General features: G+C 57.5%; 12 protein-coding genes. 10 read left to right on the forward strand and 2 right to left on the reverse strand.

Going from position 1 to position 19,712, the window contains the following annotated elements:
* Positions 1–189 precede the first annotated feature (189 nt).
* The 4 genes from ACAW74_RS11095 to ACAW74_RS11110 all read left to right on the forward strand — a co-directional run bounded on the left by ACAW74_RS11095 (position 190) and on the right by ACAW74_RS11110 (position 3,114).
* A complete protein-coding gene (locus ACAW74_RS11095; RefSeq protein WP_370698267.1) occupies positions 190–570 on the forward strand; it encodes a MerC domain-containing protein in 381 nt (126 codons plus the stop codon).
* Between the two features lie 16 nt (positions 571–586).
* Positions 587–1,822: a GTP-binding protein gene (locus ACAW74_RS11100; protein WP_370698268.1), complete on the forward strand. Its 1,236-nt coding sequence runs from the start codon at positions 587–589 to the stop codon at positions 1,820–1,822.
* Between the two features lie 12 nt (positions 1,823–1,834).
* Positions 1,835–2,755, forward strand: a complete 921-nt coding sequence (locus ACAW74_RS11105) for an NAD(P)/FAD-dependent oxidoreductase (protein WP_370698269.1) — start codon at positions 1,835–1,837, stop codon at positions 2,753–2,755.
* A 62-nt stretch (positions 2,756–2,817) separates the two neighbouring features.
* Entirely contained in the window at positions 2,818–3,114 is a 297-nt protein-coding gene (locus ACAW74_RS11110; RefSeq protein ID WP_370698270.1) for a hypothetical protein, read from the forward strand.
* On the opposite strand, the gene ACAW74_RS11115 is transcribed toward ACAW74_RS11110, so the two are convergent.
* The gene (locus ACAW74_RS11115) at positions 3,095–4,246 is read right to left on the reverse strand and encodes a BamA/TamA family outer membrane protein (protein ID WP_370698271.1); all 1,152 of its coding nucleotides are present in this window, start codon (positions 4,244–4,246) and stop codon (positions 3,095–3,097) included. The two genes, ACAW74_RS11110 and ACAW74_RS11115, sit on opposite strands and share 20 nt — an antisense overlap.
* 203 nt (positions 4,247–4,449) lie before the next feature.
* Between ACAW74_RS11115 and ACAW74_RS11120 the strand changes: the two genes are divergently transcribed.
* From ACAW74_RS11120 to ACAW74_RS11145, 6 genes are all read left to right on the forward strand, one after another.
* The gene (locus tag ACAW74_RS11120; RefSeq protein WP_370698272.1) at positions 4,450–6,855 is read left to right on the forward strand and encodes a glycoside hydrolase family 95 protein; all 2,406 of its coding nucleotides are present in this window, start codon (positions 4,450–4,452) and stop codon (positions 6,853–6,855) included.
* A 60-nt stretch (positions 6,856–6,915) separates the two neighbouring features.
* Positions 6,916–9,414, forward strand: a complete 2,499-nt coding sequence (locus ACAW74_RS11125) for a glutaminase family protein (RefSeq protein ID WP_370698273.1) — start codon at positions 6,916–6,918, stop codon at positions 9,412–9,414.
* Positions 9,415–9,525: 111 nt separating this feature from the next.
* Positions 9,526–10,584, forward strand: a complete 1,059-nt coding sequence (locus ACAW74_RS11130) for an LLM class flavin-dependent oxidoreductase (RefSeq protein ID WP_370698274.1) — start codon at positions 9,526–9,528, stop codon at positions 10,582–10,584.
* 91 nt (positions 10,585–10,675) lie between these two features.
* Positions 10,676–11,512, forward strand: a complete 837-nt coding sequence (locus ACAW74_RS11135; RefSeq protein ID WP_370698275.1) for an alpha/beta hydrolase — start codon at positions 10,676–10,678, stop codon at positions 11,510–11,512.
* A 550-nt stretch (positions 11,513–12,062) separates the two neighbouring features.
* Positions 12,063–15,848 carry a PAS domain S-box protein gene (locus ACAW74_RS11140; RefSeq protein ID WP_370698276.1) on the forward strand — a complete coding sequence of 1,262 codons (3,786 nt, stop codon included), beginning with the start codon at positions 12,063–12,065 and terminating at the stop codon, positions 15,846–15,848.
* Between the two features lie 14 nt (positions 15,849–15,862).
* Positions 15,863–16,972, forward strand: coding sequence for a hybrid sensor histidine kinase/response regulator (locus tag ACAW74_RS11145; RefSeq protein ID WP_370698277.1), 1,110 nt, complete (start codon positions 15,863–15,865; stop codon positions 16,970–16,972).
* Between the two features lie 43 nt (positions 16,973–17,015).
* Here the strand turns inward: ACAW74_RS11145 and ACAW74_RS11150 are convergent, their stop codons facing one another.
* Positions 17,016–19,463, reverse strand: a complete 2,448-nt coding sequence (locus ACAW74_RS11150; protein WP_370698278.1) for a TonB-dependent receptor — start codon at positions 19,461–19,463, stop codon at positions 17,016–17,018.
* Positions 19,464–19,712 lie beyond the last annotated feature (249 nt).

A 19,712-nucleotide genomic window follows, 5' to 3' on the forward strand; every position in this document is an offset into this window, starting at 1 on the left:
CGTTGCCCTGTGGCTGACGCAGACAACGTACCTGACGCTTGGCTGGGCGCCCCCGGCCCTTCCACCCTGGTACAGGCGCAAAACGGGCTAATCACATTTGCATCATTGTTGCATTTATTTTAGCCACCCCGTCGAGCGAGGCAATCTTTGCCTTTTATTTGCAACATTGTTGCATTTATAAGCATCCGTATGCCTTACACGCTCCCTGCCCGCAATCGAGCGGATTATCTCGGTATCACCGGCTCCGTGCTTTGTCTCGTCCACTGCCTCGTCACGCCCGTTCTGGTCATGACATCCACCCTGCTCAGCCACGATTCGCTGCGGATTGGGTTTCTGAGCCTGGATTACATCTTCATCGCCATCAACATCGCGGCCGTCTGGTCGGCGTCGCGGCACACGTCGCGGGCCATTAACCGAGCCTTGTGGGGCTTTTTAACTCTGTTTATGGCGGGTATACTCCTCGAATCGGCGCACGAATCAGCGGCCTGGCTGGCCTACGCGGCCTCACTGGGTCTGGCCGGTACGCACGTTGCCAACATTCGCCATTGCCGGAAAAATCACGCTCATTAAACAGCACCACGTACCCATGAACACCACTCGCCAATTACCCGTAACCGTGCTCAGCGGCTTTCTGGGCGCGGGCAAAACCACCCTGCTCAACCATGTGCTGCACAACAAACAGGGACTTAAAGTCGCCGTGATCGTCAACGACATGAGCGAGGTGAACGTCGACGCGCAACTGGTCAAAGACCAGAATACGCTGTCGCGGACAGAAGAGAAGCTCGTCGAAATGAGCAATGGCTGCATCTGCTGCCCCCTGCGCGAAGACCTGATGCTGGAAGTGGAAAAACTCGCCCGCGAAAATCGCTTCGACTACCTGCTCATCGAATCGTCGGGCATCTCGGAGCCGCTGCCGGTTGCGCAGACATTCACTTTTCGGTCCGACGATTCGGCGGATGACGATACCAGTATCGACCTCTCACGCTTCGCCCGGCTCGACACGCTGGTGACGGTGGTGGATGCCTACAACTTCCCCCGCGATTTCGGGTCGGTCGATACCGTGCATCAGCGCGACCTCAACAGCGACCCAGCCGATACGCGCACGATCGTGAACCTGCTCACCGATCAGATCGAGTTTGCCAACGTCATCATCCTGAACAAAACCGACCTGCTGCCCCGCCACCGCGTGGGCGAACTGAAAGCCATTCTGCACAAGCTCAACCCCAAAGCCCGGCTCATCGAATCGCAGTTTTCGAAGGTCGATCCGGCGCAGATTCTGAACACCCATCTGTTTGACTTCGACGAGGCCTCGCAGTCGGCGGGCTGGATTCAGGAGCTTCAAAATCACAATAATGGCGTTGGGCACACGCCCGAAACCGAGGAATACGGCATCGCATCCTTTGTTTTTCGGGCGCGCCGACCGTTTCACCCGGCCCGGTTCTGGACGTACCTGAGCGAACACTTCCCAGCCGGTATTCTTCGCAGCAAAGGGTTGTTCTGGCTAGCCTCGCGGCCGGACGATGCGCTGAACTTCAGTCAGACCGGGGGCAGCCTGCGGGCCGAACGGGCCGGGGTGTGGTGGGCATCCATGCCCTTCAGCCAACGGAGCCGGTATGCCGCTTTTCTGGACAACCAATCGCAGATCGAAGCCCGCTGGCACAAACGGTTCGGTGACCGGCAAAATGAGCTGGTCATTATCGGGCAGGACCTCAATCAGGAACAGATCACCGTCGAGCTGGAAGAATGCCTGTGTACGGAACTGGAACTAAAGCATATGGAAAACAGGGGTGCTTTTCAGGACCCCTTCCCGGTCTGGGAATAACCAATTATTCGGATGACAAATCAACAGCCCTACGATGCGCTGATTATTGGCGGCAGCTACGCCGGACTAAGCGCCGCCCTGGTGCTGGGCCGCGCGCTGCGCCGCGTGCGGGTCATCGACGCGGGGGAGCCGTGCAACCGGCAAACACCCCATTCGCACAGTTTTCTGACCCGCGACGGCGAAACTCCGGCCCGGCTGTCGGCCATCGCCCGCGAGCAGGTGAGCCACTACCCGACCGTCGAGGTACGTTTCGGAACGGTCATCAGGGCCGAGCCAACGGCAGACGGGTTCCGAGTAACGACGGCGACGGGTGAGTCGGCCTCGGGCCGAAAACTGCTGCTGGCAACAGGCGTTGTCGATACGATGCCCGACCTGCCGGGCTTTGCCGACTGCTGGGGCCGGTCGGTGCTGCATTGCCCCTACTGCCACGGCTACGAGGTGCATGGCCAACCGCTGGGCATCCTGGCCAACGGCGCAACGGCTTACGAGATGGCCACGCTCATTCAGCAGTGGAGTCGCCACCTCACCCTGTTTACCGACGGCCCCGCCACGCTCGACGCCGATCAGCGGCAGTTGCTCGACCAGCTTCAGATCCCGATCGTCGAAAAACCCGTGGCGGCCCTCGAGCACGAAGCGGGCCAACTAACGGCCCTGCGGTTCACCGACGGCTCGCTGGCGCAGCCCAACGCACTCTTTGCTCGCGTTCCTTTCCGGCAATCCTCCGACCTGGCTACGCAGCTGGGCTGTCGCCTGACGGAAAGCGGCCTGCTCGACGTAAGCGAGTTTGGCGAAACCAACGTACCCGGCGTATTCGCGGTGGGCGATGCCACGACGCCCTTCCGGCAGGTGGCGATTGCCGTGGCTAACGGCGTCAAAGCGGCTGCCTGGATCAACCGGGAGTTGACAAGCGAAGCGCTCGGACTGACGGCCTGAGCGTCGACGGGCAAACCCATCCGACGAAATAGGGTTACTCCAGTAGGTAGTCGCCTGAACCCATGCAACAGCAACGTACCCAGCAAACCATCGACGTGTCGGCCCGTGACTTTGCCGAACGCGTCGGGCAGCTTAGCGCCACTCAATCGCCAACCGGGTCGGTGTATTCGCGGTTGGCGCTCATTCATCAGGTTGCCAAAGCCTATGCCGCCGAAGCCGTGGAGGCGGCTGGGTACGTTCCGGTTGACCTCGATATCGACGAACTGACCGATCCGCCACTTTACGAAGGCGCTGTCGATGCCGACGACCGGGTGGTGATTCAGTTCAGTTACGAGCCGGTTAAAACGACTCACCCGTGAAGATGTAAAAACCCAGCCCTTCGCGGGTCACGCCCACGTCGGCCCGCAGGTACACGTCTTTCTTCTTGAAGAACAGGTAGCGAACCCCGGCCCCACCGGTGGGGAACAGTTTGTCGAGGCGCAGGTCGCGCGGGGAGGGCGCTACGGTACCCACCGCCGCGAAAACAGCCGCCCCAAACCGACGGCTGAACGGCAAGGGCAGCCAACGGTATTCAACCTGGGTGGCGGTGTAGAATTTGTCGCGGTACCGGCCCGCGTAATACCCGCGCATGATGATTTCGTTGCCCAGCAGCGCCAGTTGGTTAAAGGGTACGTTGCCGTTGGTCAGGACGCCATACGCCTGCCAGGCCAGCACCTGCCCCGGTCGCGTAGTCCGATACAGCCGGACGTCGGCCAGCATGTTGTTGAAGGAAAACGTGCTGCCCCGCGCCCGGTTGTAGTTGAGGTAAGCCAGTTCGGCAAACATTCCCCGCCGCGCATTGAGCACGTTGGGCCGGGTGTCGTAGATAAGTCCGCCGCCAAACCCGATATTGGCCGACCCCTCGCCCCCGACCAGTGGTGGGTACGTAAACTGATCGGGCTGCTCCACGGCCACGCGGCTCAGCCGCTGAAAATCGACCTCGATACCGCCAAACAGGTTGGGTGCCAGCTTTCGCATGGCCCGTTCGCGCAGTTGAATCGAGAGCGCATCGATCGTAGCCGGGTGGTCGGGTTTGGTATCAGGACCAATGCCGTAGTATAGCAGCGGAAAGCGTTGCAGCCGACCCCGCCCCAGAAACAGCCAGCGGTCCCGATCACCGTAGATGGTGTGTTCGAGATTCAGGCCGTATTGCCCACGGATGGTCAAGAAACCAAACGCCTGCAATTCACTCAGTCGATTGCGCTTTACATCGTTGCGGGCGTGGTACAGGTACAACGACGACACGCCGAGTTCGAGGCTGGTCTCGGGGGCATAGCTAATGGTCGGGTAAAACGTAAACTTCGGCTGGTTGGCGGGTGTCGTGTCGTTGAGAACGCGTTCGATCACGCGCCGCGCCCAGCTCTGCGCCACAGTCGGCGTGGGTAGCCCTGGCAGCAGCAGGCCCATACAGCGCAACAGACAGATTAGATACGGATAAAGCGATCGGCTCATAGGACCATAACCATCAACGCCCGCTGATGGCCGCAGAATCCAGCTAAATGAACACGGTACACGCCTTTTGGTGGGTACTGTACGGGTATCAACGCCCCGGACGGTACTTTACTAAAGGTCACCCGCCATCTATACGGATCAACCCACCAGACGCCCCGCATGCACCTTGTTCTGGCTCGATGGTACGGGACGCCTCACTTGCTATGAAAGCTTTTAGTTCTCTCCTGTTCGCCACCTCGCTCGGCTTATCGGTTTGTCTGGCTCAGCAACCCGACAAAACGCTGTGGTATCAGCAGCCCGCGCAGTATTTTGAAGAAACCCTCGTGCTGGGCAACGGCACCCAGGGCGCGTCGGTCTTCGGCGGTGTCCGGTCCGATAAAATCTACCTCAACGACGCCACGCTGTGGTCGGGCGGGCCGGTCGATCCCAACATGAACCCGGAGGCGTACAAAAACGTACCCGCCATTCGGGAAGCGCTGCAAAACGAAAACTACCAACTGGCCGATCAGCTCCAGAAAAAGCTACAGGGCAAATTCTCGGAGTCGTATGCGCCGCTGGGTACGTTGTTTATCGATACCGATGCCCCCACCGACCCCCCCAACTACTACCGGCAGCTCAACCTGGCCGACGCCACTTCGCAGGTACGTTACACGGTCAACGGCGTTACCTACACCCGCGACTACCTGATCTCGAAACCCGATCAGATCATGGTGGTCCGGCTCAAAAGCAGCCGAAAAGGCGCGCTGGGCTTTACGGTACGCTTCAACAGTCAGCTACGAAACCAGGTGAGCGCCACCGGCAACGTGCTGAAAGCGACGGGCTATGCGCCCCTGAAGGCCGAACCCAACTACCGGGGCAATATCCCCAACGCCATTGTGTTTGACCCCGCTAAAGGCACGCGTTTTACCACGCTGATGGGCATCAAAACACAGGACGGCGGCACCGTTGCCACCACCGACACGTCGCTGACGCTGAAAGGCGGCACCGAAGCACTGCTGTTTGTGTCGATCGCCACCAGCTTCAACGGGTTCGATAAAGACCCGGCCACCAACGGCCTGCCCCACGAAGCCATCGCCACCGAGCGCCTTAGCCGGGCCATGAGCAAATCGTATGCGCAACTGCTGGCCGCCCACGTGAGCGACTACCAGCGGCTGTTCAACCGGGTGAGCCTGCGCCTGACGTCGGCCGAAAAAATTCCCAACCTGCCCACCGATCAACGGTTGCAGCGCTACGCCGAGGGTAAGCCCGATACCGATCTGGAACAGTTGTATTTCAACTTCGGGCGGTATCTGCTCATCAGCAGTTCGCGCACGCCGGGCGTACCAGCCAACCTGCAAGGTATCTGGAACCCTTACATGCGCCCCCCCTGGAGCAGCAATTACACCACCAACATCAACCTTCAGGAGAATTACTGGCCCGCCGAAACCGCCAACCTCCCCGAAATGCACGAGCCAATGCTGTCGTTCATTGGCAATCTGGCCAAAACGGGGGCCGTCACGGCGCGTACGTTCTACGGAGCGAACGGCTGGACCGTCGCGCACAACTCCGACATCTGGGCCATGACCAACCCCGTGGGCGACTTCGGGCAGGGCGACCCCGTTTGGGCCAACTGGAACATGGGCGGGGCCTGGATCAGCACGCACCTGTGGGAGCATTTCACCTTCGGGCAGGATAAGACGTACCTGCGCGAAACGGCCTACCCGCTGCTAAAAGGAGCCGCCCAATTCTGCCTCGACTGGCTGGTGCGTGACAAAGCCGGGAAACTCGTGACCTCGCCAGGCACGTCGCCCGAGAACCAGTACCTGACGCCCTCGGGCTATAAAGGCGCAACGCTCTTTGGCGGCACGGCCGATCTGGCGATGGTGCGCGAATGCCTGAGCCAGACCCTACAGGCCGCGCAGGTACTGGGCACCGACACCGATTTTCAGGCGACCCTGAAACAGACGCTAGCCGACCTGCATCCCTACCAGATCGGCAAGGCGGGCAACCTCCAGGAATGGTATTACGACTGGGCCGACGTCGACCCCAAGCACCGGCATCAGTCGCATCTGTTCGGATTGTATCCCGGCCACCAGATTCGGCCCGACCGCACGCCCGAACTGGCGCAGGCCTGCCGCAAAACACTGGAAATCAAAGGCGACGAAACGACGGGCTGGTCGAAAGGCTGGCGCATCAACCTGTGGGCGCGCCTTTGGGACGGTAACCACGCCTACAAAATGTACCGTGAACTGCTCCATTTTGTGTTGCCAGATGGCGTCAAAACCGAATACGCCCGGGGTGGTGGTACGTACCCGAACCTGTTCGACGCCCACCCGCCCTTCCAGATCGACGGTAACTTTGGCGGAACCGCTGCCGTCGCCGAGATGCTGCTGCAATCGTCCGACAATGAAATCCGGCTATTACCCGCTCTGCCCGACGCCTGGCCGGCGGGTAGCATATCGGGGCTGCGGGCGCGGGGTGGCTTCGAGTTGAGCCTCGACTGGCAGAAAGGTCGGCCGGTAAAAGCGACGATTTTTTCGAAAACGGGCGGCCAAACGACCCTTGTGGGCGGCGGCAAAACCCAGCCAATCAACCTGGAACCGGGACAAAGGATAATAATTACCTGGTAAAGCCTTTGTTGAAATGGGTGGTAGCTGCCACCTATACCTGTACCTGAAAACGTCTTCTTCATGCGCTCAACCTTCTCCGTTGGCCTGCTTGCCGCTGCCCTGTCGCTTACGACCGGCGTTGCCCAGGACCTGCGCCCGCCTGCATACCCGCTTATTACCCACGACCCCTATTTCAGTATCTGGAGCACGACCGATAAGCTGACCGACAGCCCCACCCGCCACTGGACCGGCAAACCGCAGTCGCTCGAAGGCATTGTTCGAGTCGATGGCAAGGTCTATCAGTTTCTGGGCGCGGTCCCGACTGTCTACAACGCCCTGCTGCCCACCGGTGAAGCCAAACCCTACACGGCGCAGTATACGCTCACCGACCCCGGCGCAGGCTGGGAAAAACTGGACTACGCGGCAACCGGCTGGAAAACTGGGCCCGGTCCCTTCGGCGACACGCCCGAATCGCGCACGCCCTGGCTCAGCAGCCGTACTGACAAGAACGGGATTCATATCCGCCGCGAGTTTACCTACGACGGCAACGTCGATCCCGCCAAACTGCTGCTGGCCATTAGCCACGACGACGATGTGGAGGTGTATCTGAACGGAACACTGCTACTCAACAAAACCTGCTGCGCGGGTGAATACCTCTACCTGCCCCTGTCGGCAGCGGGCCAGAAAGCCCTGCGCAAAGGCCGCAACGTGCTGGCGGTGCATTGCGTGAGCCCGGTGGGCGCGTCCTTCATCGACGTAGGGCTGGTGAGCCCGGCCACCACGGCCACCCTGCCAGTTGCCACCCAAACCGAAGCCCGCGTAGCCGCCACCCAAACCGACTACACCTTTACGGCCGGCCCTGTCGATCTGCACGTCAATTTTCTGTCGCCGCTGCTGCTCGACGAGTTGGAAGTGGTGGCTCGCCCCGTCAGCTACGTGACGTTCGAGGCCCGCTCCCGCGACAACAAGCCCCACTCGGTGCAGGTGTATTTTGGCGAGTCGGCCACCGTCGCGACCAACACGCCGGGGCAGGATGTGGTCACCAAAGCCGGGCAGGGCTCCGGCCTGACGTTTGCCGCCGTAGGCACTAAAGCGCAGCCGGTGTTGGGTAAGAAAGGCGACAACGTTCGCATCGACTGGGGCTACGCCTACCTCGCCGTTCCTCAGGGGGCTGATGGCCGCGTGGTCACCGGTACGCCGGGTGCCCTCAAGCAGGCCTTCGCCACCAAAGGCCAACTACCTGCAACCAAAAGCGCGGCCGACGTGGCCAGCAACGTCACGCTGGCGACGGTGCTCAATCTGGGCAATGTGTCGAAAGCGGGCGCGGCCAAACACTTGCTGCTGGGGTACGACGACGTGTATTCGGTGCAGTATTTCGGGCAAAATCTGCGGGGCTGGTGGCACCGTGACCCGAACATGACGATGGAGAACACGTTGCAGGCCGCCGAAACCGACTACGCCCGCCTGCGCCAGAAAAGCACCGATTTCGATAAGCAGCTCTATGCCGATGCCCGCAAGGCCGGTGGCAAAGAATACGCCGACCTCTGCCAGCTGGCCTATCGGCAGGCGATTGCCGCACACAAAATCGTGGCGGGGCCGAAAGGCGATGTGTTCTTTCTGTCGAAAGAGAATTTCTCCAACGGCTCCATCGGTACCGTCGACGTCACGTACCCATCGGCCCCCATGTTCCTGTTGTACAATAACGAGCTGGCCAAAGGGCTGCTGCGATTCATTTTCGATTACAGCGAATCAGGCCGGTGGAAGAAAGATTTCCCGGCGCATGACATCGGCACGTACCCACTCGCCAACGGGCAAACCTACGGCGAAGACATGCCGGTGGAAGAAGCCGGTAACATGATCATCCTGACCGCCGCCGCCGTGAAAATGGACGGCAACGCCAACTTCGCCCGCGAACACTGGCCCACCCTCACCAAATGGGTTGGCTTCCTCAAGCGCGACGGCTTCGACCCCGGCAACCAGCTTTGCACCGATGACTTTGCCGGTCACCTCGCCCGCAATGCCAACCTGTCGGCCAAAGCCATCGTCGGGATTGCGTGCTACGGGCAGATGGCCGCGCAACTTGGTGACCAGAAAACCGCCGATGAACACCTGACGCTCGCCCGCGATCTGGCCAAACGCTGGATGACGATGGATAAACTCGACGACGGACCGCACTACGCGCTAACGTTCGACAAGACGCCCGGCAGCTGGAGCCAGAAATACAACATCGTGTGGGACAAGCTATTGGGTCTCGACGTGTTTCCGAAGGAAGTGGTGCGCGACGAAATGGATTTTTACCTGAAAAAGCAGCAGCCCTATGGCCTGCCGCTCGACAGCCGCAAGACCTACACCAAGTCAGACTGGATTATCTGGACAGCCACCATGGCCGACTCGGACCGGGATTTCCGGGCGCTGGTTGAGCCAATCTGGAAGTATGCCAACGAGACCCCCACGCGAGTACCACTGTCCGACTGGCACGAAACAACCGATGCCAAACAGGTCGGTTTCCAGGCCCGCTCGGTAGTGGGTGGTTATTTCATCAAACTGCTGGACGAGCACCTGAAGCAGATGAATAAGTAGCCTATATAAAAACCTATAAGGTCTCGAAGACCTTATAGGTTTGACTTGATGTGTTGAAAGGAACTGGCCGGGCCATTTGCTGTTTTATAAACAGACCTGTCAAGTAACCGCATGGAATTAGGCATCAGTAGTTTCGGAGAAGTGCAGCCCGACGGTGTCGCCGGGAAAGCCATCAACGCGCATCGTCGGATGCAGGAGTTGCTGGAAGAAATCAAACTGGCCGATGAAGTCGGGTTGGATGTGTTTGCACTAGGCGAACACCACCGGCCCGACTTTGTCATTTCGGCCCCGGAAGTGGTTTTGGCAGCAGCCGCCACCCAAACCCGGACGATCCGGCTGTCGAGCGCCGTGACGGTGCTCAGCTCGGCCGATCCGGTGCGGGTGTTTCAGAATTTCGCCTCGCTCGATCTGATTTCCAGCGGCCGGGCCGAAATTATGGCGGGGCGCGGGTCGTTCATCGAGTCGTTTCCCCTGTTTGGCTACGACCTGAACGACTACGACGAGTTGTTTACCGAAAAGCTGGAGTTGCTGCTGGCTATCAACCAAAACGAAATCGTCGACTGGCAAGGGAAACTACGCCCTTCCATCGACCACCGGGGCGTCTATCCGCGTCCGCTGCAACCGATGTTGCCGATTTGGCTCGCCGTTGGTGGCACACCGGCCTCGGCCGTGCGGGCGGGTACGTTGAACCTGCCCATGACGCTGGCCATTCTGGGGGGTACGCCCGATCGGTTTGTGCCGTTTGTGAAGCTATTCCGGCAGGCCGCCGAGCAAGCCGGGCATGATCCCACCCAGCTGCAGCTTGCCATAAACTCCCAGTTTTACGTGGCCGATACCGAGCAGCAGGCCGCCGACGAGTTTTTCCCGCCCTACCAAACGCTGATGAACCGCGTCGGCAAAGAGCGGGGCTGGGCGCCCATCGGCCGGGGCCATTTCGAGCAGATGCGTCAGCATGGCCCGCTGATGGTGGGCAGCCCGCAGCAGATCATCGACAAGATCCTGTATTTTCACGAGCTGTTCGGCAACACGCGCTACATCGCCCAGACCATCAGCGGTTATGGTATTCCGCACGCCAACACGCTACGTGCCATCGAACTGTTCGGTACCAAAGTGGCCCCCGCCGTTCGCAAAGCCCTGAACCAGAAGCCGGTCACAGCCCCAACCCCGTAGAGACGCAATCCCTTGCGTCTCGAACCCGTCACGTCTCAAACCCATCACATCTCAAACCGTCACGTATCCCCCACGTCCCCCCTACTCCCCAATGCGCTACCTTTTCCGCCTAACGTACCTGCTGCCTCTATTCCTCGCTGTCTCTACCCTCAGTTTCGCCGCCAAAGTCGACACGGTGGACACCTACAGCCCGTCGATGAAAAAAACGATCAAGGCCGTCGTGGTGACGCCCGATTCGTACACGACCGGGGCCGAACTGCCGGTGGTGTATCTGCTGCACGGCTATAGCGGCAACTACGGCGACTGGATCAAAAAATCGGCGGCGCTCCCGGCCACTGTCGATGCCCAGAACCTGATTGTCGTCTGTCCCGACGGTAACTACGGCAGCTGGTATTTCGATAGCCCCGCCGATCCAGCGTTTCGGTATGAGACCTACGTAGCCAGTGAACTGGTCGCCTGGGTCGATAGCCATTACAAAACAGTCAAAACCCGGCAGGGGCGCGCCATTACCGGCCTGAGCATGGGTGGGCACGGCGCGCTGTACCTGGCGATGCGGCATCAGGACGTGTTCGGGGCGGCGGGCAGTATGAGTGGCGGGGTCGACATCCGGCCGTTTCCCAACAACTGGGACATTGCCAAACGGCTGGGTACGTATGCGCAGTATCCCGAGCGCTGGGAACAAAACACGGTCATCAACCTGCTGCACCTGCTCACGCCCGGCTCGCTGTCGCTGATTATCGACTGCGGCACCGAAGACTTTTTCTTCCGGGTCAACAACAACCTGCACGACAAGCTGCTGGAACGCAACATCGCCCACGATTACATTACCCGGCCCGGTGGCCATAACTGGCCCTACTGGAACACGGCTGTTACCTACCAGTTGCTATACATGCGGCAGTATTTCGACAAAGCACAGAAGCGCAGTTGAGGCAGCAAAACCTAACTAACAATTTTATCATTAACTAACTAATAAGTAATAATTGACTGTAGTAGTTAGGCGGCACTTAATAATCTTTTTCCAGCTGGCGATTGCATATAAACGTGCGTCTCAATTATTTTTTTAGGCTCAATCAGAAATAAATTAGGGTGTATCAGCACATGATTTATTTCTGATTGAGCCTAAAAATTTATGATTTAAATCAACTAAAAAATCTTCTTTTTTGTAAAATACACAATAAAATATTAAAATAATTACAAATTTTGATATAGTAATTAGTTACTAATATCCTATTACAGAAACAGCTAAGTATATTTTCACAATATTCACATATATTATTGTGAATCAACTTACCTTTGACACATACACTATGTGTACAACATCGCCTAACTACTTATAATCCTCTAAGTATTGGCATCTATTTTGCCCAAAAAATTAAAATTGGTTGCTTACCTGATAGCTAGCAGCTTCTACATCAACAATTAAGAAGATCATAAACGGTATACTATCTACTTGAAACGAGCGGTGTATTTACTCACTCATGGACCATTTATTACAATTTTGGTTTGATACTTCATCGCAAGGTGTTGCTTTCTTAGAACCTATTCGAAATAGCCAGAAAAAAATTATTGATTTTCGTTACAAGCTGGTCAATGCTGCATTTGCTACAATTTGTCAACTAAGCATCGAAGAATTGAATGGCCTACCTGTCAGTAAGCTACTTCAGCGCGGACAGGAAGCTACTTTTTTAGCTCCGCTAGTGGCGGTTCTTCAAACAGGTCAGCCACAGCAGTTGAGTAATCAATATTGGTTGCATGGCGAACCGGTCTGGCACGATGTTACCCTGAGCCGGACGGAGCAACTTGTGATGGTGACCGTTCAGGACGTAAGCGAACAAAAAAAGTCGAAGCATCGTATAGAGCGTCATTTAGCCATAGAATCCACCCTTTCGGCTATTTCCAGCCGCTTCATTACCCTACAGGCCAACGAAGTGGACTGCTGCATTGCCGACGCGTTGGGGCAGGTGAGCAAGCATATCGATGCACAGCGGGCGTCGGTGTTTACCTACAATAGTAATTACGAAGAGGGCCGTTGTATCCATGAATGGTGCGCGCCGGGTATTGTGCCTCGAAAAGAACGCATCCAGACGCGCCCTAAAGAGTGTTTTTCCTGGATGCAGCCCAAGCTGGAAAAAGGCGAAATTATTTGCCTGCGCATCGACGAACTCGGCCCGGACCAACATCGGGAGAGGGCTTTCTTTTCGTTTATCTCGGTCAAGTCGATGGTGGCCGTCCCGCTCGTTCAGCAAGGCCAAACGCAGGGCTTCATCGGTTTTTACACAGTAGATGAACCGTATACCTGGAGCCAGAACGACGTGGCTTTTCTTGCCACCTTCGGCACGCTCGTCGCCAACGTGTTATCCCGGCTGCAACAGGAAGCGGCCATTCGGCGCGTCAGCCAGCGGCTGGAAGGTCTGCACGCCATCGATCATGCCTTGCTCAGTTATCGCATGGCCGATCAGTCGCCGCTCCGGATCGCGATGCAATACCTGTACTTCATGGTACCCTGTGGCCAGATCACGGTCTTTCAACTTGAAACCAGCCAGGACTGGGCCGTCGCCAAATGCCAGGCCATTGATGGTGAGTTAGCGATGGATCCGGATGTGAGGGTAACGGGCCACTATTTTCGTCGGTGGTTTGACCAAAGCCAGCCAGAAACCTTCAGTTATCACCCTGATATACAACCCGACACCGCACTATCTACCGCGGAATCGTCTATCCTTCCGGGTGCTTTTCGATCGCAGCTTATCATTCCCCTATACAGCCAGACCAAATGCATCGGCGCGCTGTGTCTGATGGCGGTCGAAGCGTATTTCTTTTCGGAAGACGATCTTCAGATTGCACAGGAGCTCGCTGGTCCGCTGGCAATCGTGCTTTATCAGCAGCAGCTTGATGAGCAGCTCAGGCTTTACACGGAAGACCTGGAACAACAGGTGGAGGAACGTACCCAGGAAGTTAGGCGGCTCTCCACCCTTCATCAGGCCATTCTACGACACGCGGGACAAGCGATCATTTCGACGGATATCCACGGTGTGATTCAGACGGCTAATCAGGCCAGTGAACACCTGCTGGGCTATCGGGCCGATGAACTGATTGGGCGCATGGTGTACCTCCAGCCCGGGCCGGCAACCAACCCGTTACCGGTTGTGATGTACCGGCTGAATGGCCGGGGGCGCCCCCTGACGGATTTCTTTGCCGAGTCGCTCGCCACGCAGGGGTATTTCTATTGTGAATGCGTCACCCTGACGAAGACTGGGCAACGTACCCCGATCCTGCTGGCCGCCAGCGCCCTTCAGGCCAATGATGGAACAATCATCGGTTACGTGGGGCTGTCTACCGATATATCGGCGCTGAAGACGGCGGAGATCAACCTTCAGCGTAAAAATCAGGAGTTAAATACCTTCTTCCAAGGCGCGCTCGACATGCACTGCATTTCAGACAGCCGGGGCAACATCTCCGACGTCAACCAGGCCTTTCAGGAAACGCTGGGGTACTCAGCTGCCGAGCTGAAATCAATTCCCTTTCTGCAGCTCATCCACCCCGACGAACAGAAGTTTGTATACGCCAATCTGCTGGTTCCGATTCTACAGAAGCCGGTTCGTAACCAGATCAATCGCATGCGCCGTAAAGACGGCCACTACCGGATTATCGAATGGAATGCCATCGGGATCAATCATGTCGTGTATGGGTCGGCCCGCGACATTACCCAGCGGCAGGAGGTCGAAACGCAGCTACGTGGCCTCAACGAACGCCTCAAGCTCGCCACCCAGGCCGCGGGCCAGGGAATCTGGGAAGCCGACGCGCGAACCAACCGGTTGTTCTGGGATGAGCGGGCCTACGAAATCTATGGCATCCCGACGAGCAAAACCACTCTCTACTACGAGGATTATCTACGGCTGATTCATCCCGACGACCTCGCCTCCTTCTGGGAGCAGTACAAGCGTAACATCAAGGGCGATACGATTACCAACGTAGCCCGGATTATCCGGCCCGATGGCGAACTCCGCTATGTCAAAGTCAACGGTAAACTGATCCGAAACAAGCAGGGAGACATCGTGCGCCATATTGGCGTCATCTGGGACGTTACGGAGCAGGTGCAGGCCGAAGAGGCTCTACGCGAAAGTGAACAGCGCTTCCGGGAGATTGCCGAGAATGTGGATGAAATCTTCTGGATCCATTCGGTCGATCCGTTCCAGTTGCTCTACATCAACCCGACCTACGAGCGCGTCTGGCACCGCAGCTGCCAAAGCCTGCACGACGACACGTTCTCCTTTTTGCCAGACATCTACGAGGAAGACATGCCGATTGTCAGCGAAGCCATCACGCAGTATTTGTCGGGCCAGGAGTCGCAGATCCAGTGTCGCCGCAAAAACCTGGATGGTTCGCTGTCGTGGGTGTCGGTCCGCACCTTCATCATTCGCAACGAAGCGGGCAAACCTATCCGGCAGATCGGGATCGCCAACGACATCACCACCCAGAAAGAAAAAGAACTTGTGCTTCAGCAGGCGCTGGTGCATGAACAGGAGCTGAACCACCTCAAGTCGCAGTTCGTCTCCACGGCGTCGCACGAGTTTCGGACGCCCCTGGCTACGATTCAGTCCAGTGTCGATCTGATAAAGCTGTATCTGGACGTACCTGACGCCAGCACGGCGATCCAGAAGCACCTGGGTGTTATCGAAAAAGAAATACTTCAGTTTAGCGGGTTGCTCACCGACATGCTGACAATCAGCCGGATCGAAGCGGGGAAAATACAGTTTAGCCCCAAGCGGCTTGATCCGGTAGCGATTGCTCAGAACGTCATCAGCACCCACTTCAGCCAGCGAAGCGACCACCGTAGCGTTGATTTTATTGTGGAAGGCACGCCACATCCTGTTTTTCTCGACGAAAAGCTGATTAGCCACGTCATCGTCAATGTGCTTTCCAATGCCTTTAAGTTTTCGAAAACCAACCCGACGTTGCGCCTTTCGTTCCAGGACGGCAAGTACCTGATCATCCAGGTCACCGACACCGGCATTGGCATTCCGGCCAACGAGGTGTCGATGCTGTTTCAGGCCTTCTTCCGGGCCAGCAACGCCAATGGGGTATCGGGGACCGGGCTGGGGCTCGTCATCTCGCGGCAGTTTGTGGAACGACACGGCGGCCAGCTGACGATCCAGAGCGAAGAGAAAAAAGGCACCTGTTGCACCATTACCCTACCCGTTGACGCGCCCGAAGGAACGTTCGTTGGCGCGGGCAATGATTCTGTTTCACACCGTACGCTGTCTTAACAGCCACCTAACCAATGGATACGCAGATATTACTGATTGAAGACGATACGCAGATACGTGAAAACATCAAAGAGCTGTTGACCCTGCGCGGGTTCCGGGTAGAGACCGCCAACAACGGCCGGGACGGCATCAGTCAGGCCATGCTGCTGTCGCCCGATCTGATTCTGTGCGACATTATGATGCCAGAAATAAACGGCTACCAGGTGCTCGACGTAATCCGGACCAACCGGGCCTTTGCCACTACGCCGTTTATTTTTCTGACGGCCAAATCCGATCCGACGGACATACGCAGTGGAATGAACCTGGGGGCCGACGATTACCTCACCAAGCCGTTCACCTTTCAAAGTTTGTTGCACACCATCGACAGCCGGCTGAAACGCGAAGAATTACGCAAAAGCGCGCTGAAAACGCAGATGGAGACCTACCGTAATACGCTCACAACGGTTTCGGCTCATGAATACAATACGCCCCTCACCGGCATCATCGGGTTTTCGTCTATCCTGATCAATGATTATCAGCGGTACACCCTCGACGAAGCCGTTTCCATGATGACGATGATCAAACTGAGTGGGCTGCGGCTGAAGCGGTCGCTGGACAACAGTCGCCTGATGAATACCCTGATGAGCCTCGACCCCACCCAAAAAGCCTATACTCATTTTTCAACGGGCAGCACGGTGGTTACCCATCAACTTGTTGAGAGCTATCTACAGGCCGTTCGGCATCGGCTCGACCGGTCGGTGCCTTATGAGTTGGCTATACAAAGTGCCCCCCTGGGCTTATCGGGCGAAAACCTGCGCATCTGCCTGGAAGAACTGATCGACAATGCCATTAAATTCTCCGATCAAACGCAGCCAATACAGATCAGCGGGGCTCCCGACGGCGCGCTCTACCGCTTCACGTTCGTGAATAAGGGCCAGCCGTTTCGGCCGGAGTTCAGTTCGCAAATAGCGCCTTACCAGCAGTTTGAGCGCGGCCAGTATGAGCAGCAGGGCTTTGGTCTGGGCCTGGCGATCGTCAAAAAAATCCTCGAACTCAACCAGGGGCGGCTGGTAATCGACAGTCCGGCCGAAGGCGAGACGGTCGTATCGATCTGGGTAAAGGGCGACGGCGACGAACCGCTATGATGGCTTACCGGCATCAGTGGCGGCTCGTCTGGCCGGGCAGCCCTCAGCGCCCGCCGGCATCGTCGTTCTGCACTTTACGGCTTTGCTTGCCCCCGGCGCTCATCTGGCCAAACCGCCACTCAAAGGCCAGCCGGGCCGAGCGCGTCAGGAATAAAAAGCGGGTGTCCGACTCAAACGTGGGCGCCGACTGGCTGTTGGTCTGCAACACCCCCCGGTTGAATGGGTTGTTGATCCCCAGCGTGAGGCTCGCCTTCTTCTGCATCAGCTCGCGCTTCAGGGCAAACCCATACCAGTAAAAAGCCGTCCCCTGGCCCTGTAGGTTAATCCAGCCCGAGTTAACATTCCCGTTTGCCTGTAAGGTGTAGTTGTTGGGCAGCTTATAGGTGCTGCTCACGTTAAAGTTGCCCACCACGCCGCTGTTCCGCTGGTTCAGGCCGGGGCTGTTGAGATCGACGTACCGCACATCGGCACCGCCGTTCAGCGTCCAGTTTTTATTGGCCTGCCCCGATAGGTTGACGTTCAGCCCGTAGGCTTTACGCTGGGCGATGTTTTGGGGTTTGCTCAGCGATACGCCCGCCTCGTCCACCGTCCGGATAAACTCGATGGCGTTGTTGGTCATGCGCCAGTAAAAGGCCGTGTTGATCGACAGCCCTCCTTTCGTGCTCACGCTGTGCCCCAGTTCGACGGCATGGTTCAGTTCCGGGTTCAGGTAGGGGTTGCCGGTTTGCAGGTTGCGCGGGTCGCTGGCATTCACCCAGGGGTTCAGAAACCAGAGTTGCGGCCGCTGAATCCGTTGCGTGTAGCTGGCCTTGATCGTGTGCAACTTGATGCCCTTCGAGATCGTCACGCTCGGAATTAGGTTCTGGTACTGCGTCGCCAGCGAGGTTTTGGTCGTCAGGAAATTGCCGCTGATCTCGGTGCGTTCAAAGCGGGCACCCAGGTTGAGGTTCCACTTCTGTTTGGTTTCTACCCGAAGCGCCGTGTAGCCCGAATAAATCTGCTGATTATAGTCGAAATCGTTCGACTGGCTCGGGTCGGCCACGAAGGGTTGCTGCCCATCCAGTGACTGCTCCACCCGGTACTCGCTGCCAATGTCGCGCCGGATCGCCTTCAGGCCCACTTCCAGCTTCAATTGAGCCGTATCGCGGTGCATACGTACCCAGAACGGGTGCGTGTAATCGGCCTGAAGCGTGTACTCTTTGTTGCGGCTGTAGTTGGTGCTGCGCTGCCGGTAGCTCAGTTGCTCGACTTCGTTGAGCGTGTAGCGGTCCGTGTCATAAAAGTAGTTGTCGGGCATCCGGCTGAACTGCGTCAGCAGCGTAAACTCTTTCTCCGAAGTCACCCCGGCGGGTTTGCGGAACGTCTTGGTATAGCCCAGATCGAACTGACTGTTGCCATACGGATTGCGGAACCGAATATCGTTGCGGAAGTATTGCAGCGTAATCCCCGCCGGGTCGGTCAGGCGGTTGATCACCGAGCTGTTGTTAGGATACGAACCGCCCCAGGCATTGGCCGCAAAATTGATCCGGCTGGTCGAATCCGGGTCATAATCCAGGCTGAATTCGCCGTAGCCGCCCGTGCCGGTGTTGTCGGCTTTAGTGTCCTGATACAGGTAATTAAGTGGCTGCCCGTTTAGCAACGTCGTGCGCCGTGTCTGGCCTTCGCGGATGTTCCGAAACTGGTAGCCATTGGCCGAGAGCGAGACGCCCAGCTTCTTGGTTTTGAGCGCCAGCTTGGTATTGGTGCTGCGGTTGAAGTTACCTACCGAGGCCATCACCGACCCGTTGAAGCCCTGCAAGGCTTTTTTGGTAATGATGTTGATTACCCCCGCCGCGCCTTCGGCATCGTATTTGGCACCGGGACTGGTGATGACCTCGATCGACTTAATGTTGTCGGCGGGCATTTGTTTCAACGCATCAGCCAGATTACGCGCCATCATCGCCGATGGTTTTCCGTTAATCAGCACCTTGATGTTGCTGTTACCCCGCATCTGAATGTTGCCATCCAGATCGAGGCTAAGCGACGGCACCTTGCGCAGCACGTCGGCCGCCGAACCGCCCACGTTGGAGATGTCTTTCTCGGCATTATACACCAGCTTATCCCCTTTTTCCTCGATGAGCGCCTTCTGCGCCGTCACCGTGACTTCGCCCAGCGTCCGGCTCTCCGACCGCAACGCAATCGCACCGAGTTGCACCACGGGCTCATCGGCCGTCAGGGTAATAGGGTGCGTTTTTGGCCGGTAACCCACCGATGAGAGGGCGAGTGTGTAGCGCCCCAGTGGCAGGTTGGGCAGCCGGAACGTACCTGCGCTGTCGGTGGTGATGCCGGCAATCAGCCGGGCGGCATCGCGCACGGCCACCGTGGCGAACGGAACCGGTTGCGTCGTGGCTGAGTCGATCAGCGACCCAGACAGGCTAACCGTGTGATCGGATTGGGCAACAGCATCCCCAACCCATAGCGCCAGAGCGGCTACAGCTAGAAAAAGTTTCATACGTGGTTGATTGATAGTAAGCGATCCTTACGCTACGCTGTCAGGTGGAACGTCATGTTGTTGTCGATAACCGGTACGCTTTACTGACCATTCATGACTGGTACACGAGGTAGACGAAGCCTAATGCCCAAAACTAAATGCAGCACAGCCGCCCGGGTTGACAATGGGACGAACCAGCCTGAATATGGGGTAAACCGAAAGCCTTCGCCCTACCGGTGCACCTGAGAGGACTGACTTTGTATGGGGAGA

The organism is Fibrella musci (assembly GCF_041321105.1).
Taxonomy (GTDB): Bacteria; Bacteroidota; Bacteroidia; order Cytophagales; family Spirosomataceae; genus Fibrella; species Fibrella musci.

Coding starts and splice junctions, on each gene's coding strand:
- ACAW74_RS11105 (WP_370698269.1), top strand. CDS start 1,835: ATGACAAATCAACAGCCCTACGATGCGCTGATTATTGGCGGCAGCTAC.
- ACAW74_RS11130 (WP_370698274.1), top strand. CDS start 9,526: ATGGAATTAGGCATCAGTAGTTTCGGAGAAGTGCAGCCCGACGGTGTC.
- ACAW74_RS11110 (WP_370698270.1), top strand. CDS start 2,818: ATGCAACAGCAACGTACCCAGCAAACCATCGACGTGTCGGCCCGTGAC.
- ACAW74_RS11100 (WP_370698268.1), top strand. CDS start 587: ATGAACACCACTCGCCAATTACCCGTAACCGTGCTCAGCGGCTTTCTG.
- ACAW74_RS11115 (WP_370698271.1), bottom strand. CDS start 4,246: ATGAGCCGATCGCTTTATCCGTATCTAATCTGTCTGTTGCGCTGTATG.
- ACAW74_RS11125 (WP_370698273.1), top strand. CDS start 6,916: ATGCGCTCAACCTTCTCCGTTGGCCTGCTTGCCGCTGCCCTGTCGCTT.
- ACAW74_RS11095 (WP_370698267.1), top strand. CDS start 190: ATGCCTTACACGCTCCCTGCCCGCAATCGAGCGGATTATCTCGGTATC.
- ACAW74_RS11150 (WP_370698278.1), bottom strand. CDS start 19,463: ATGAAACTTTTTCTAGCTGTAGCCGCTCTGGCGCTATGGGTTGGGGAT.
- ACAW74_RS11140 (WP_370698276.1), top strand. CDS start 12,063: ATGGACCATTTATTACAATTTTGGTTTGATACTTCATCGCAAGGTGTT.
- ACAW74_RS11145 (WP_370698277.1), top strand. CDS start 15,863: ATGGATACGCAGATATTACTGATTGAAGACGATACGCAGATACGTGAA.
- ACAW74_RS11135 (WP_370698275.1), top strand. CDS start 10,676: ATGCGCTACCTTTTCCGCCTAACGTACCTGCTGCCTCTATTCCTCGCT.
- ACAW74_RS11120 (WP_370698272.1), top strand. CDS start 4,450: ATGAAAGCTTTTAGTTCTCTCCTGTTCGCCACCTCGCTCGGCTTATCG.